We start from the raw sequence: 16,305 nt of genomic DNA on the forward strand, positions 1-16,305 counted from the left end.
TTTAGGGTGATAACTATCAAGAAAATGACCCGGCAGGTTGTGCGCTGCCGGGTAGGATATTTAGGTGCGCAGTCCGCGCCCGCGCTGGATCAGATACCAGCACAGAATATAGAAAGCAATGATGAAGACGGCCAGCACGATGACGGTGGTAAACAGCGGTACGTCGGTAATACCGAGGAACCCAAAGCGGAACCCGCTGATCATGTAGACAATCGGGTTGAGGTGCGACAGCGCCTGCCAGAACGGCGGCAGCAGCGTCAGGGAGTAGAACACCCCACCGAGATAGGTCAGCGGCGTCAGGACGAAGGTTGGGATCAGGCTGATGTCATCGAACGTGGTGGCGAACACCGCATTCAGCAAACCGGCCAGCGAGAACAGGATCGCTGTCATCAGCAAGGTCAGCGCCACGAACATCCATGAATGCACCTGGAACGGGACGAAGAACAGCGAAATGGCCGTGACCAAAATCCCGACCGCCAGCCCGCGCGCCACGCCACCGCCGACATAACCGGCGATAATCACGTGCGTCGGCACCGGGGCCACCAGCAGTTCTTCAATATTGCGCTGGAACTTAGCGCTGAAGAACGACGAGGCCACGTTGGCGTAAGCGTTGGTGATCACTGCCATCATGATCAGGCCCGGAACGATAAACTGCATGTAGGTAAAACCGTGCATTTCACCAATGCGGGAACCAATCAGATTACCGAAGATGATGAAATAGAGCGTCATGGTGATCACCGGCGGCACCAGGGTCTGCACCCAGATGCGCATAAAGCGGTTGATCTCTTTGGCCCAGATACTCTTGAGCGCCACCCAGTAAAGATGTGTCATGCCTGCTCTCCTTGTTTATCGTTAACCAGAGAGACAAACAGTTCTTCCAGTCGGTTGGCTTTGTTACGCATACTCAATACCTGAATGCCCTGCGCGCTCAGCTGCGCGAAGACGCTGTTGATGCCCTGCTCACGCAGCACTTCGACTTCCAGGGTGGAAGTATCTACCAGTCGATACTGATAGCCCTCCAGCTTCGGCAACGGGCTTTTCGCCGCCAGATCGAGAATGAAAGTTTCAGATTTCAGTTTCGACAGCAGGTTTTTCATCGAGGTGTTTTCCACCAGCTCGCCGCGCTGAATGATACCGATATTGCGGCACAGCATTTCAGCTTCTTCGAGGTAGTGAGTGGTCAGAATGATGGTGGTGCCTTTGTCATTCAGATCCTTCAGGAAGCCCCACATCGAGCGGCGCAATTCGATATCGACGCCCGCAGTGGGTTCATCGAGGATCAACAGCTTTGGTTCGTGCATCAGCGCACGGGCGATCATCAGACGGCGCTTCATACCGCCTGAGAGCATCCGCGCACGTTCGCCGCGCTTTTCCCACAGATCGAGCTGTTTGAGGTACTTTTCGCTGCGCTCGATGGCGTCCTGACGCTCAACGCCGTAATAACCGGCCTGGTTAACGACGATTTGCTGCACGGTTTCAAACGGGTTGAAGTTGAACTCCTGCGGCACCAGTCCCAGCTGACGCTTGGCGTTCACCACGTCTTTATCGAGGTCATAACCAAATACCGCGACGCTGCCGGAAGATTTATTCACCAGTGAACTGATGATGCCGATGGTGGTGGATTTCCCTGCGCCATTCGGCCCCAGCAGCGCGTAGAAATCCCCCGCTTCGACCTGCAGATCGATTCCACGCAGCGCCTGAACGCCGCCAGAATAGACTTTTTTAAGCTGCTTTAGCTCAAGTGCAATTGTCATGAATTAAACTTACCTATAGTTCTGACACACGTTGTGTGGTTTCAATAAAAGTCGAGTTACCCTATATTAGCGCAACGCTATTACTCGGTTACAGGTCGTTAACCTCTATGAATGACATAGATACACTCATCAGCAACAATGCACTATGGTCAAAAATGCTGGTAGAAGAGGATCCGGGATTTTTTGAGAAGCTGGCGAAAGCGCAGAATCCACGCTTTTTGTGGATTGGCTGCTCTGACAGCCGCGTCCCGGCAGAACGCCTGACAGGCCTTGATTCGGGTGAACTTTTTGTTCACCGTAACGTTGCCAACCTGGTCATTCACACCGATCTCAATTGTCTTTCCGTCGTACAGTACGCAGTCGACGTGCTGGAAGTGGAGCACATCATTATTTGCGGCCACTACGGCTGCGGTGGCGTGCAGGCGGCGGTCGAAAACCCGGAGCTAGGGCTAATCGATAACTGGCTGCTGCACATTCGCGATATCTGGTTCAAACATAGCTCACTGCTGGGCGAAATGCCGCAGGAGCGCCGCCTCGATACCCTCTGCGAGCTGAACGTGATGGAGCAGGTTTATAACCTGGGTCATTCCACGATTATGCAGTCGGCATGGAAGCGCGGGCAGAAAGTCTCGGTTCACGGCTGGGCGTACGGTATTCATGACGGATTACTGCGTAACCTGGAAGTGACCGCCACCAACCGCGAAACCCTGGAACAACGCTATCGTTCCGGCATTGCCAACCTGAAGCTCAAGCACGTTAACCATAAATAACCTGTAAAAAAGCCGGGTGGCGGCTTCGCCTTACCCGGCCTACGATTCACCGTTCACGCTTTTGTAGGCCCGGTAAGCGCAGCGCCACCGGGCGAAATTCCGCAGAAACATCAACATTGTACCGGGTAGTGGCTTCGCCTTACCCGGCCTTGTTGACCCTCTCCCTGTGGGAGAGAGTTGGGGTGAGGGCATCAGACCGCACCCACATCAGTCTTACTCGTCCAGCAGAACCACTTTTCCAACATACGGCAGATGGCGATAGCGCTGTGCGTAATCAATGCCGTAACCCACCACGAACTCATCCGGGATCGAGAAACCGACAAATTCAACCGGGACGTCCACTTCACGACGCGTCGGTTTATCCAGCAGGGTGCAAATCGCGAGGGATTTTGGTCCACGCAGGCTCAGGATCTCGCGCACTTTAGAAAGGGTGTTACCGGAATCGATAATGTCTTCTACGATTAACACGTCTTTGCCGCGAATGTCTTCGTCCAGGTCTTTCAGGATCTTGACATCACGGGTGGTCGACATCCCGCTGCCGTAGCTGGAGGCGGTCATGAAATCCACTTCATGGGACACCTGAACTTCACGGCACAGGTCTGCCATGAACATGAAAGAGCCGCGCAGCAGGCCTACCAGCACCATATCGCTGCCGCTGTCCTGATAACGTTCGGTGATTTGACGACCCAGTTCGGCGATACGCGCTTTGATCTCGGCTTCCGGGATCATCACTTCAACAGTATGTTTCATATTACTAACCGTATGATTTAAAACCAATCTATCACTGCGGATGTAGATACGTCCGGCAATGATTCACAAGTTCAGCAGTATACCAGCAAATGGATTCGCCTGGCGCATGAGTTACAAAAAGCTCATTTTGTGATTCCGATCACACTTGTTAATACCTATAATTAATTGCTATCAAATAATTAACAAACTACAGAGTACTTTTCTATGGCTGAAACAAAATCTCCACAGCCGCGTCTACTGGTAACGTTAACAGCCGCATTTGCCGCTTTCTGCGCGCTGTATCTGTTAGCCGGTGGCGTATGGCTGGTCGCGTTAGGCGGCTCCTGGTACTACCCGATTGCGGGCCTGGTCATGATAGGTGTGACCGTCCTGCTTTTGCGTCGTAAACGTTCCGCGCTGTGGCTTTACGCAGCATTACTGCTCGCAACGATGGTCTGGGGTGTCTGGGAGGTCGGCTTCGACTTCTGGGCGCTCACGCCGCGTAGCGACATCCTCGTCTTCTTCGGTATCTGGTTGATTCTGCCGTTCGTCTGGCGTCGCCTGCTGGTTCCGTCCAGCGGTGCCGTGAGCGCACTGGTCGTTGCCCTGCTCATCACGGGTGGCATTCTGACCTGGGCCGGGTTTAACGATCCGCAGGAAGTGAAAGGCACCCTCAGCGCTGATTCCACTCCTGCTGCCGCCATTTCTCAGGTGGCAGACGGTGACTGGCCGGCGTATGGCCGTAATCAGGAAGGACAACGCTACTCGCCGCTGAAGCAAATCAACGCCGATAACGTGAAAAACCTGAAAGAAGCCTGGACTTTCCGCACCGGCGATCTGAAGCAGCCGAACGATCCGGGTGAACTGACCAACGAAGTCACGCCGATCAAAGTGGGCGACATGCTTTACCTGTGTACTGCTCACCAGCGTCTGTTCGCGCTGGATGCGGCGACGGGTAAGGAGAAGTGGCACTTTGACCCGCAGCTGAACACCAATACCTCGTTCCAGCACGTGACCTGTCGCGGTGTCTCTTACCACGAAGCGCGCGCGGAAACGGCCTCCCCGGAAGTTGTGGCTGATTGTCCTCGCCGTATCATGCTGCCGGTGAACGATGGCCGTCTGTTTGCCATCAATGCCGAAACCGGCAAACTGTGCGAAACCTTTGCCAACAAAGGTATCCTCAATCTGCAGACCAACATGCCGGATACCACGCCGGGCCTGTATGAGCCGACGTCTCCGCCGATCATCACCGATAAAACCATCGTCATTGCCGGCTCAGTCACGGATAACTTCTCTACCCGTGAAACCTCTGGCGTGATTCGCGGTTTCGACGTGAATACCGGGAAACTGCTGTGGGCCTTCGATCCGGGCGCGAAAGATCCCAATGCGATCCCGTCGGATGAACATACCTTTACCTTTAACTCTCCTAACTCCTGGGCACCGGCGGCGTATGACGCGAAGCTGGATCTGGTCTATCTGCCGATGGGCGTGACCACGCCAGATATCTGGGGCGGAAACCGTACGCCAGAGCAGGAACGCTACGCCAGCGCGATTGTGGCGCTGAACGCCACGACCGGGAAACTGGCCTGGAGCTATCAAACCGTTCACCACGATCTGTGGGATATGGATATGCCGTCCCAGCCGACGCTGGCCGACATTACCGTCGACGGTAAAACGGTTCCGGTGATTTACGCTCCGGCGAAAACCGGCAACATCTTCGTACTGGACAGGACCAACGGCAAACTGGTGGTTCCGGCTCCAGAAAAACCAGTACCGCAGGGTGCGGCGAAAGGCGACTACGTTTCAAAAACGCAGCCATTCTCTGACCTGAGCTTCCGTCCGAAGAAAGATCTGACCGGCGCGGACATGTGGGGCGCCACGATGTTCGACCAGCTGGTGTGCCGCGTGATGTTCCATCAGCTGCGCTATGAAGGCATCTTCACACCGCCGTCTGAGCAAGGCACGTTGGTCTTCCCAGGGAACCTGGGGATGTTTGAGTGGGGCGGTATCTCAGTCGATCCAAACCGTCAGGTAGCGATTGCTAACCCGATGGCATTGCCGTTTGTCTCGAAGCTGATCCCACGCGGTCCTGGTAACCCGATGGAGCAGCCGAAAGATGCGAAAGGCAGCGGTACCGAAGCCGGTATTCAGCCGCAGTACGGCGTGCCGTTTGGCGTGACGCTGAACCCGTTCCTTTCTCCGTTTGGCCTGCCGTGTAAACAGCCTGCCTGGGGTTATATCTCCGCGCTGGATCTGAAAACCAATCAGGTCGTATGGAAAAAACGTATTGGCACACCGCAGGACAGCATGCCGTTCCCGATGCCGGTTCCGGTGCCGTTCAATATGGGGATGCCGATGCTCGGCGGCCCGATCTCTACCGCTGGTAACGTCCTGTTCATCGCCGCAACCGCAGATAACTATCTGCGTGCGTATAACATGACCAACGGTGAGAAACTGTGGCAAGGCCGTCTGCCAGCAGGCGGACAGGCCACACCGATGACCTACGAAGTGAATGGCAAGCAGTACGTTGTCATTTCAGCGGGTGGTCACGGCTCGTTTGGCACCAAGATGGGCGATTATATTGTCGCGTATGCGTTGCCGGATGATGTGAAGTAATTTTCCCCCTCACCCTAGCCCTCTCCCTCAAGGGAGAGGGGACCGTTCAGTGCGTTCTTCCTGAAGAGTGATAATCTGCCCGGTTTTCCCCTCTCCCTGTGGGAGAGGGTCGGGGTGAGGGCATCAAACCGCACGAATTTACACCGTAAAGCCGAGCATCATCCCCGTATCTTCATGCTCCAGCAGATGACAGTGCGCCATATAGGCAAACTCCTTCGGCGCATCATGTTCGAACTTCACCAGCACTTCGCTGACGCCACCTTCCACTCGCACCGTATCTTTCCAGCCCTTACGATGGGCCGCTGGCGCTTTACCGTTCTCGGACAAAATGCGGAACTGTGTGCCGTGAATGTGGAACGGATGCAGCATCATGTCGCCCTCGCCTGAAATCACCCAGCGCTCGTACTGCCCTTTTTGGGCCGCAAACATCGGCGTGTTCATATCGAAGGCCTGACCGTTGATACGGTTGGCGTTGTGGAAATCAAACCCTTTCCCGCCGCCATGATTCATATGGCCCATGTTGCCCATCTTGCCATGATCCATATTCATATGACCCATCGGCTGATCGTGGTGCATCCCGGCCATCGCCTGGTCGCCATATTTAGTCATCAGCGCCTGCATGCCCATCATGTCGAGCATCGGGTCCATCGACAGCTGGAGTTTGCGCTGGGTTAAGCCGTCGAGTGACGGCAGCGCTGGCACGGCGGCAAGCGCGTCTGGCAATACGCCAGAGGCCGTGACCAGCAAAGGCTGAATGCGCAGCACCGGATGTGGCTTATCGAACGGGGCTACAGCCATCCCCATCTGACTCACCGGCAGTGTGACGAGATCAAACGGCTTGCCGTCGCTTATATCCACCAGCACTTCAAAGCGCTCGCCCATCAGCATCGGCAGCTCGCTGACTTTCACCGGCTCGGCTAACAGCCCGCCGTCGCTCGCCACCACGTACAGTGGACGCTGGTCGCTGGTCGCAAAATTCAGGGAGCGGGCGTTACAGCCGTTGAGCAGACGCAGACGCAGCCAGCCTTTCGGTGCCGCGTGCTGGGGGTAAATCGCACCGTTGGTCAGAAGCGTATCGCCAAACCAACCGACGGCTGCGCTCATCACGTCCAGCTGATAGTCGATCTGCCCGTCGGCGGTAAACTTTTTGTCCTGCACAATCACCGGCACATCGTCGATGCCCCACTGTTTTGGCAGGCGCAGCAATCGACTTTCGTCATCTTCGATAAGCACTAATCCCGCCAGCCCCATCGCTACCTGATGCCCGGTTTTGCCATGCTGATGCGGGTGGAACCAGCAGGTCGCGGCGTGCTGGTCTGGGGTAAAGGTCACGGTACGCTCACCGCCCGCTTTAATCACGCCCTGCGGGCCGCCATCCACTTCACCGGGGATCTCCAGGCCGTGCCAGTGCAACGTCGTCTCTTCCGCCAGCGTATTGTGAATATTCACCGTTACCTCTTTTCCCCTGCGCAGCTGAAGCGCCGGGCCGAGCAAGTTACCGTTATATCCCCATGTCGTGGCTTGATGTGGTCCAAAGGTGGATTTTCCTGACTGAACGATCAGCTGAATGCGGCTACGTGCGTCTGCGGTCAGTAAATCGGGGATCGGGAGCGCCGGTCTGTCGGCGGCAAACACCGCGCGACTCCATAAAGGTAATGCGCTGGCAGCCCCTATTACAGCCGAATATTTCAAAAAATCACGACGTTGCATGTTCATTCCTTTTTTCCGTGCAGGCGATATTTTGAGCTTAAACCCTCCCCTAAGCGGAAGGTCAAGTAAAGTGGCAATAATAAAGATCGTCGGGCTGGTATCAAGTATGCTAACGTTTAATTTCCGTGATGCAGTGGTAGAAGCAATGAAGACGTTTTTCAGGACAATTTTGTTCGCCTGCCTGGTGGCGACAAGTGCGAACAGTTATGCGCTGAGTGAAAACGAAGCAGAAGATATGGCCGATTTAACGGCAGTTTTTGTTTTCCTGAAAAACGATTGTGGATACCAGAATTTACCCAACGGGCAAATTCGTCGCGCACTGGTCTTTTTTGCCCAGCAAAACCAATGGGATCTCAGCAACTACGATAGCTTTGACATGAAGGCACTCGGCGAAGACAGCTACCGCGATTTAAGCGGCATCGGCATCCCGGTCGCGAAAAAATGCAAAGCGCTGGCCCGCGATTCGCTGAGCCTGCTCGCCTACGTGAAGTAACCTTCCCGACGCCCCTTTGTTAAACATGATGGCCGTGCATGCGCGGTCATTGTTGGCTATGATGTTGCGCCCATTTTGCGTGGGTGTAATGGATGTTAACAAAGGAGGTATCAGCCTGTGACCGAGAAAACCCTGTGGCACGAAACGCTGCATGACCAGTTTGGTCAGTACTTTGCCGTTGATAACGTGCTTTATCATGAGAAAACCGATCATCAGGATCTGGTCATCTTCGAGAACGCAGCATTTGGGCGCGTCATGGCGCTGGACGGCGTGGTGCAAACCACCGAGCGCGATGAGTTTATCTATCACGAAATGATGACCCACGTGCCGCTGCTGGCGCACGGCCACGCAAAACACGTGCTGATTATTGGCGGTGGCGATGGCGCAATGCTGCGCGAAGTGTCCCGTCATAAGACCGTCGAGACGATTACGATGGTCGAAATCGACGCCGGTGTCGTCTCCTTCTGCCGCCAGTATCTGCCGAACCACAATGCGGGCAGCTACGACGATCCGCGCTTTTCGTTGGTGATCGACGATGGCGTCAACTTTGTGAATCAGACCAGCCAGACTTTCGATGTGATCATCTCCGACTGCACCGATCCTATTGGGCCGGGCGCGACGCTCTTCACGTCATCCTTCTACGAAGGCTGCAAACGTTGCCTTAACCCTGGCGGTGTTTTCGTCGCCCAGAACGGTGTGTGTTTCCTGCAGCAGGACGAAGCCATCGATAGTCATCGCAAGCTCAGCAATTACTTCGGTGATGTAAGCTTTTATCAGGCGGCGATCCCAACCTATTACGGTGGCATCATGACCTTTGCCTGGGCGACGGATAACGAGGCGCTACGCCATCTCTCAACGGAGATCATTCAGGCCCGATTCCATCAGGCACACCTCAAATGTCGTTACTATAATCCGGCAGTCCACACCGCCGCTTTTGCCTTGCCGCAGTATCTGCACGACGCGCTGTCTTCTAAGGGGGTGAACTAAATTGAAAAAGCTGAAACTGCATGGCTTTAACAACCTGACCAAAAGCCTGAGTTTTTGTATTTACGATATCTGCTACGTCAAAACAGCGGAGGAGCGCGATGGTTATATCGCCTATATCGATGAACTCTACAACGCCAACCGACTGACCGAGATCCTGTCAGAAACCTGCTCCATCATCGGGGCTAATATCCTGAACATTGCCCGTCAGGACTATGAACCGCAGGGCGCGAGCGTCACTATCCTGGTGAGCGAAGAGCCGATTGATCCCAAGCTTATCGACCCAACAGAGCATCCTGGCCCGTTGCCAGAGGCAGTAGTCGCCCATCTCGATAAGAGCCACATCTGCGTCCATACCTACCCGGAGAGCCATCCTGAAGGCGGGCTGTGCACCTTCCGCGCCGACATCGAGGTGTCGACCTGTGGCGTGATTTCACCGCTCAACGCGCTGAACTATCTCATCCACCAGCTGGAATCTGATATCGTCACCGTCGATTATCGTGTGCGCGGTTTCACCCGTGATATCAACGGGATGAAACATTTTATCGACCATGAAATTAACTCGATTCAGAACTTTATGTCAGACGACATGAAGGCGCTGTACGACATGATGGACGTGAACGTGTACCAGGAAAACATCTTCCACACCAAGATGTTACTGAAGGAGTTCGACCTGAAGCACTACATGTTCCACACGAAGCCAGAAGATTTAAGCGAAGAAGAGCGGAAGGTGATCACCGATTTGCTCTGGAAAGAGATGCGCGAAATCTATTACGGCCGCAATATTCCGGCCGTGTAAAACGCACGGGGAGCACGGATGCTCCGCTGGTTTACTTCTGTTTCATAAAATCACGGTACGCCGCGACAACCTGCAAAAAGTCCTCGACGCCGCAGAGCGACAGGCTCTCTTCGTCGTAGTAGCTCATCCCCTCTTCGATCTCATCGCCTGAAAACTCAAGCTGATTGGCGCGAACCATGACCTCTTCACCGTCCATCCACAGAGTATATTCATGTCCGACGCGCTGCCATGAGCGCTCGCTCCCTTTCACCGTGCCCGCCGCCTGTTCCACTTCATCAAGCAGGGCAAGGTTCTCTTTCACTTCTTCGTTAAACCAGTGCCCGACCACTTCGTGGCCCATCGACATACGCACTTTCACCACTCCGGTGATATCGCGCAGAAATTCGTAATCCATGATGTTTTCCTCTGCAAAGCCATTGCCTAATTATCGCAGATAGAGAGGAGATAAAAAGCGGGACGGGTGTCAGGAGTGGAAAATAAAAACCCCGCGTGAAAAACGCGGGGTTTTTTGGGGGGATTGTGCGGGCTGATGCCCTCACCCCGGCCCTCTCCCACGGGAGAGGGAGAAAACAGTTATACAGCAGTCTGGAAGATCACGCCGTCCGCTTTCTCGGTGTACTGAGAAAGTTTATCGAAGTTCAGATAGCGATAGGTATCTACCGCTGTCTTATCAACCTGAGCCACATAGGTCTGATACTCTTCCGGCGTCGGCAGTTTGCCGATCAGCGCCGCAACAGCCGCCAGTTCCGCAGACGCCAGATAGACGTTCGCGCCGGTCCCTAAACGGTTCGGGAAGTTACGGGTCGAGGTGGAAACCACCGTTGAACCGTCTGCCACACGCGCCTGGTTACCCATACACAGGGAACAGCCAGGGATTTCGATACGCGCACCGCTCTTACCAAACACGCTGTAGTAGCCTTCTTCCGTCAGCTGTGCCGCATCCATACGCGTTGGCGGAGCGACCCAAAGACGAGTTGGCAGCTGGCCTTTATGCGCATCCAGCAGCTTACCTGCCGCGCGGAAGTGACCGATATTGGTCATGCAAGAACCGATGAACACTTCGTCAATCTTATCGCCCTGCACATCAGAAAGCAGACGTGCATCGTCAGGATCGTTCGGCGCACACAGGATTGGCTCTTTGATATCCGCCAGATCGATGTCGATCACTGCCGCATATTCTGCGTCAGCATCTGCTTCGAGCAGATTAGGTTCCGCCAGCCATTTTTCCATCCCCTGAACACGACGCTCCAGCGTACGACGATCGCCGTAACCTTCTGCGATCATCCACTTCAGCAGCACGATGTTAGAGCTGAGATACTCAACGATCGGCTCCTGATTGAGCTTAATGGTACAGCCAGCAGCAGAACGCTCAGCGGAGGCATCGGTCAGCTCAAACGCCTGCTCGACTTTCAGATCCGGCAGACCTTCGATCTCCAGAATACGGCCAGAGAAGATGTTGATCTTCCCTTTCTTCTCAACGGTCAGCAGACCCTGCTTGATCGCGTACAGCGGGATCGCGTGCACCAGATCGCGCAGCGTAATGCCCGGCTGCATTTTGCCTTTGAAGCGCACCAGAACGGATTCCGGCATGTCCAGCGGCATGACGCCTGTCGCAGCGGCAAACGCCACCAGGCCAGAACCCGCCGGGAAGGAGATACCGATCGGGAAACGAGTATGGGAGTCACCACCGGTACCGACGGTATCCGGAAGCAGCATACGGTTCAGCCAGGAGTGGATAACACCATCGCCCGGACGCAACGACACGCCGCCACGGTTCATGATGAAGTCTGGCAGGGTGTGGTGAGTGGTCACGTCAACTGGCTTCGGATAGGCCGCCGTGTGGCAGAAGGACTGCATCACCAGGTCAGACGAGAAGCCCAGACACGCCAGATCTTTCAGCTCATCACGGGTCATTGGACCGGTGGTGTCCTGAGAACCGACGGAGGTCATTTTTGGTTCGCAGTACGCACCCGGACGCACACCGGCTACGCCGCAAGCGCGACCGACCATTTTCTGTGCCAGGGAGAAGCCGCGATTGCTCTCGGCAACATCTTTCGCCTGACGGAACACATCGCTGTGTGGCAGACCCAGCGCTTCACGCGCTTTGGTTGTCAGACCACGACCGATGATCAGTGGAATACGGCCACCGGCACGCACTTCATCGATCAGCACATCAGTTTTCAGTTCGAAGCTGGCCAGCAGTTCGTTGGTTTCGTGGTTGCGCACTTCACCTTTGAACGGGTAAACGTCAATCACGTCGCCCATGTTCAGGTCATTCACATCGACTTCGATCGGCAGCGCGCCCGCGTCTTCCATAGTATTGAAGAAGATAGGTGCGATTTTACCGCCAAGACACAGGCCACCGCCGCGCTTGTTCGGCACATGAGGGATATCATCGCCCATGAACCACAGCACGGAGTTGGTTGCGGATTTGCGCGAAGAACCGGTACCGACAACATCACCGACGTAAGCCAGCGGGAAACCTTTCTTATTTAATTCTTCGATCTGTTTGATTGGGCCAACAACACCCGGCTGATCTGGATTAATGCCTTCGCGGGCGTTTTTCAGCATCGCCAAAGCGTGCAGTGGGATATCCGGGCGAGACCAGGCATCCGGGGCCGGAGACAGGTCATCGGTGTTGGTTTCACCGGTCACTTTAAAGACGGTGACAGTGATTTTTTCAGCCAGTGCCGGGCGGTTCAGGAACCATTCGGCATCCGCCCAGGATTGCATCACCTGCTTCGCATGAGGGTTGCCCGCTTTTGCTTTCTCTTCCACATCGTAGAAGTTATCAAACATCAGCAGCGTCTGAGACAGGGCTTTAGCGGCAATCGGTGCCAGCTTTTCGCTTTCTAGGGCATCAATTAGCGGGTGAATATTGTAGCCGCCCTGCATCGTGCCGAGCAGTTCAATCGCTTTTTCAGGAGTGACCAGTGGGGAGGTGGCTTCGCCTTTGGCAACGGCAGCAAGGAATCCGGCTTTTACATACGCGGCTTCATCAACGCCAGGCGGAACGCGGTTGATCAACAGATCTAACAGGAATTCTTCTTCGCCCGCAGGCGGATTCTTCAGCAGCTCGACGAGGCCGGCCATCTGGGTTGCATCTAAGGGTTTCGGTACAATTCCCTCGGCGGCACGTTCTGCTACGTGCTTACGGTATTCTTCTAGCACGACGGTTCTCCTCGCTCTCATTGTCATATGCGGTCGGCGTTCTCTTCACGCTCCTGTGAGACAGCAGTTTGTAGGGTAAATGCCCGATACCGCGTCGGGCAGCATAGCAGGATTTCTGCACAGTGTTAATCCGTTTACAAAAAAGCAACATTGAATAATTTGCTGAATCGTTAAGGATGGTGTAGCGAGAAGAAAGTGTCATTTTTCGGGTACAAAAAAACCGCCTTTCAGCGGTTTAGTTGTTGCCTTGCGGTGGTAGCACACCGGGCTGGCAGGTTGTGCGGCAATCATCAACACAGCGAATTTTGCTCTTTCATTCGGTGCGGTGCAAGTTCTGTTTTTCTTTTTGCGTAGCCTCTTCCGCTTTCAGTTGAAAATCAAAGTAATGCCATTTCACAGCTTCTTTCACAATAATTAATACGCTAATGTCCACTCCGGCCTGCTTCGCTGGTGTAGCAACCAGTCACCGGGCCCGGGAGCAGTTCCGTAACCTACGTGGCAATCATCAACTTGCCTGGTTCTGCCTTTCCCGGTGAAGAAGGAATCCGCGTAGCCCTGCAAAGGAACGCACGCAATGGAGAGGCGATATGTTTATGCGCTGATCGTTGTGACCAGTTTACTGCTGACGGCGCTGCATGGTGGCTGGAATATTTCCGACATCACGGTGCTGTTGGTGGTCAATCTCGGCAACTAGCTACTGGCCGCTCGCAAGGGCGGCCTTCTGAATCTCCGACGTCTTTTCCTCCATCGGATATAATTTGTGTCATAAATGCTCACACTCTTTATCCGGACACTTCCGCCGTTTCCCAAGAAACGTCAAAACGGCAAACCACGGGTGAATATACTCGCGGCAACAAGAACGCCCATCGACACTGCTTACGCTGGAGTCACACTATGAAGTTGCCCTTTAAGCCACACCTTCTGGTCCTGCTGTGCAGTGCCGGGCTGTTAGCCGCATCCGGTGTTATGTATGTGAAGAGTCGAGCGCCTGAAACGGTTTCAACACCTTCGGTAACGGCAACTCCCGCCGCTCCTCAGGCCGTAAGCCCTCCCCCCGCACCGGTTGTCGCACCGACCTATACCGCCGCGCAAATCGATCAATTGACGGCGCCTGTTGCGCTCTATCCTGATGCCCTACTGTCGCAAATCCTGATGGCCTCGACCTATCCGGCCAACGTTATTCAGGCGGCGCAGTGGTCGAAAGATAACCCCAAAATGCAGGGCGATGCGGCGATTCAGGCGGTGAGTAATCAGCCGTGGGACCCGAGCGTAAAATCGCTGGTCGCTTTCCCTCAACTGATGTCGCTGATGGGTGAAAACCCGCCGTGGATACAAAGTCTCGGCGATGCCTTCCTCGCACAACCGAAAGATGTGATGGATTCCGTCCAGCGTTTGCGCCTGCTTGCCCAACAAACGGGCGCACTGCAATCGACACCGCAGCAAACGGTGACGAGCGTGAAGAAAGCGGCTCCCGCAACCAGCACCACATCGGGCTCAACGGCTGTCACAACGACAACCAGCCCAACGGTAATCAAGATCGAATCCGCCGATCCGCAGGTGGTTTACGTCCCAACGTACAACCCCAACACGGTTTACGGCACCTGGCCAAGTACCAGCTATCCGCCGGTTTATCTGCCCCCTTCTCCGGGCGAGCAATTTACCGATAGCCTGGTAAAAGGCCTGGGCTTTAGCCTCGGCGTCGCAACGACCTACGCCATTTTCAGTAATATCGACTGGGACGATGACGACGATTATCATCACCATGACCACGATGATTACGACCACCACAACGGCGGCTATAACCGTAACGGCGATAACAACATCAATATCAACGTGGATAATTTCAATAAAATCAGCGGGCAGCGGCTGAACGAAAATAACCGTACCTGGCAGCATAATCCTGCTTACCGCGAAGGCGTTCCTTACCCGACTCATCAGCTGAACAATCGTTTCCATTCGACAAACAGCGCAACGGGACTGAGTACGACTCAACAAAAACCGGTTAACCGCGACAGTCAGCGCCAGGCGGCACTGGCTCAGGTTCAGCAATCCACCGGGAAAAACCTTTCGCAAACCCAGCGTCCGGCAACGAAAGACGCTCAGCGTCAGGCGGCCAACAATCAGCTGAAGCAGATTTCCCAGCGCAATAATTACCGTGGTTACGACAACAGCAAACCGCAGACCGCGCAAAGGGCGAATAACACAGCGCAGCGCGAAAATCGCCAAACGCAGACGCAACGACAAAACAGGCCGGCTGCGCAAACCAGCCAGCAGCGAAATACGCAACCCCGAGCCAATGCCTTGAGCGGGAACGATAGCCGGTCAGCAAACTGGCAGGCACAGCAGCAGCGTGGCAATCAGAGTCGCCAGCTCGCCTCGCACAACCAGAACCGTCAGCAGCCACGGCAAATGCCTGCGGGCCGTAGTGAACATCGTGAATTCCGTCATCGCTAAGGACAACAACATGAAAAAGAAATTACTCAGTGGGATGATGCTGTTGATGGTCTCGACGTTCACTCTCGCACAGCAGAGCTTCACTAACCCAGAAGAGGCGACCAGCGCACTGGCCAAGGCGATCAACGCGCAAAACGAAGGCGAGATGAAAAATCTGCTCGGCGATGACTGGCGTGATTTTCTGCCACCAGAAGGTGTCGATCCCGATGCCGTTGACCGTTTCCTGCGAGACTGGAAAGTGAGCCATCGTACGGTGGTCGAAGGTGATATTGCGCATCTGAACGTGGGCGACAGCGACTGGCAACTGCCCATTCCGGCGGTGAAACGCGCCTCCGGCTGGCAGTTTGATATGCAAAAAGCTTCAGAGGAAATCCTGACGCGTGAAATCGGTCGCAACGAACTCGCCGCCATTGAAGCCCTTCACGCCTATGTCGATGCTCAGGAAAGCTATTTCGCGCTCAATCATCAGTACGCGAAAAAAGTGATCAGCTCAGAAGGGAAAAAAGATGGCTTGTACTGGCCTGCAGTACCCGGTGAAGCACCGAGTCCACTTGGTCCGGCATTCAGCCCGCAGGTGCCAGGCACCGGATATCACGGCTATCAATTCCGTATTCTTCCGGACAGCAATAACGGCTTTGCGATGATCGCCTGGCCCGTCAGCTACGGGCAGACCGGAGTGATGAGTTTTATAGTGAACGGTGAAGATCAGGTATATCAGACGGATCTGGGCAAGGAGTCGCAGAAAAAAGCGCAGGAGATAAAGACTTATCATCCGGATAAGGGGTGGCAGGCCGTAGCGCCATAAAAAAAGCCGCTCAGTTGAGC

General features: G+C 54.7%; 13 protein-coding genes. 7 read left to right on the forward strand and 6 right to left on the reverse strand.

The window, feature by feature from the left end:
* Positions 1-60: 60 nt before the first annotated feature.
* On the reverse strand, positions 61-831 hold the full coding sequence (locus tag JBO43_RS06780; RefSeq protein WP_095280810.1) for an ABC transporter permease: 771 nt from the start codon (positions 829-831) through the stop codon (positions 61-63).
* Positions 828-1,754, reverse strand: a complete 927-nt coding sequence (locus tag JBO43_RS06785) for an ABC transporter ATP-binding protein (protein WP_202673982.1) — start codon at positions 1,752-1,754, stop codon at positions 828-830. The genes JBO43_RS06780 and JBO43_RS06785 overlap by 4 nt, the downstream gene beginning before the upstream one ends.
* A 107-nt stretch (positions 1,755-1,861) precedes the next feature.
* Between JBO43_RS06785 and can the strand changes: the two genes are divergently transcribed.
* Complete coding sequence (can, locus tag JBO43_RS06790; RefSeq protein WP_095280808.1) at positions 1,862-2,524, forward strand: carbonate dehydratase; 663 nt, start codon at positions 1,862-1,864, stop codon at positions 2,522-2,524.
* 213 nt (positions 2,525-2,737) lie between these two features.
* On the opposite strand, the gene hpt is transcribed toward can, so the two are convergent.
* Entirely contained in the window at positions 2,738-3,274 is a 537-nt protein-coding gene (gene hpt / locus JBO43_RS06795; protein ID WP_095280807.1) for a hypoxanthine phosphoribosyltransferase, read from the reverse strand.
* A 204-nt stretch (positions 3,275-3,478) separates the two neighbouring features.
* Between hpt and JBO43_RS06800 the strand changes: the two genes are divergently transcribed.
* A complete protein-coding gene (locus JBO43_RS06800) occupies positions 3,479-5,869 on the forward strand; it encodes a glucose/quinate/shikimate family membrane-bound PQQ-dependent dehydrogenase (protein WP_202673983.1) in 2,391 nt (796 codons plus the stop codon).
* A gap of 138 nt (positions 5,870-6,007) precedes the next feature.
* Here the strand turns inward: JBO43_RS06800 and cueO are convergent, their stop codons facing one another.
* Positions 6,008-7,579 carry a multicopper oxidase CueO gene (gene cueO / locus JBO43_RS06805; protein ID WP_202673984.1) on the reverse strand — a complete coding sequence of 524 codons (1,572 nt, stop codon included), beginning with the start codon at positions 7,577-7,579 and terminating at the stop codon, positions 6,008-6,010.
* A 145-nt stretch (positions 7,580-7,724) separates the two neighbouring features.
* Here cueO and JBO43_RS06810 point away from each other — a divergent pair, with 145 nt between their 5' ends.
* The 3 genes from JBO43_RS06810 to speD all read left to right on the forward strand — a co-directional run bounded on the left by JBO43_RS06810 (position 7,725) and on the right by speD (position 9,855).
* On the forward strand, positions 7,725-8,072 hold the full coding sequence (locus JBO43_RS06810; RefSeq protein WP_095284177.1) for a YacC family pilotin-like protein: 348 nt from the start codon (positions 7,725-7,727) through the stop codon (positions 8,070-8,072).
* Positions 8,073-8,189: 117 nt separating this feature from the next.
* A complete protein-coding gene (gene speE / locus JBO43_RS06815; RefSeq protein ID WP_095280804.1) occupies positions 8,190-9,059 on the forward strand; it encodes a polyamine aminopropyltransferase in 870 nt (289 codons plus the stop codon).
* A 1-nt stretch (position 9,060) separates the two neighbouring features.
* Complete coding sequence (gene speD / locus JBO43_RS06820) at positions 9,061-9,855, forward strand: adenosylmethionine decarboxylase (RefSeq protein WP_095280803.1); 795 nt, start codon at positions 9,061-9,063, stop codon at positions 9,853-9,855.
* Positions 9,856-9,886: 31 nt separating this feature from the next.
* Here the strand turns inward: speD and yacL are convergent, their stop codons facing one another.
* Positions 9,887-10,249 (reverse strand): protein YacL, encoded by a 363-nt coding sequence (yacL, locus tag JBO43_RS06825; RefSeq protein ID WP_095280802.1) that lies wholly within the window; start codon positions 10,247-10,249, stop codon positions 9,887-9,889.
* Positions 10,250-10,428: 179 nt separating this feature from the next.
* The gene (gene acnB, locus JBO43_RS06830; RefSeq protein WP_095280801.1) at positions 10,429-13,026 is read right to left on the reverse strand and encodes a bifunctional aconitate hydratase 2/2-methylisocitrate dehydratase; all 2,598 of its coding nucleotides are present in this window, start codon (positions 13,024-13,026) and stop codon (positions 10,429-10,431) included.
* An 894-nt stretch (positions 13,027-13,920) separates the two neighbouring features.
* On the opposite strand from acnB, the gene JBO43_RS06835 reads away from it, so the two are divergent.
* Both JBO43_RS06835 and JBO43_RS06840 read left to right on the forward strand, forming a co-directional pair.
* Positions 13,921-15,480 (forward strand): DUF3300 domain-containing protein, encoded by a 1,560-nt coding sequence (locus JBO43_RS06835; protein ID WP_202673985.1) that lies wholly within the window; start codon positions 13,921-13,923, stop codon positions 15,478-15,480.
* A gap of 10 nt (positions 15,481-15,490) precedes the next feature.
* A complete protein-coding gene (locus JBO43_RS06840) occupies positions 15,491-16,285 on the forward strand; it encodes a DUF2950 family protein (RefSeq protein ID WP_202673986.1) in 795 nt (264 codons plus the stop codon).
* The last annotated feature ends 20 nt before the right edge of the window (positions 16,286-16,305 follow it).

The organism is Lelliottia jeotgali (genome assembly GCF_016771845.1).
Classification (GTDB): Bacteria; Pseudomonadota; Gammaproteobacteria; order Enterobacterales; family Enterobacteriaceae; genus Enterobacter; species Enterobacter jeotgali.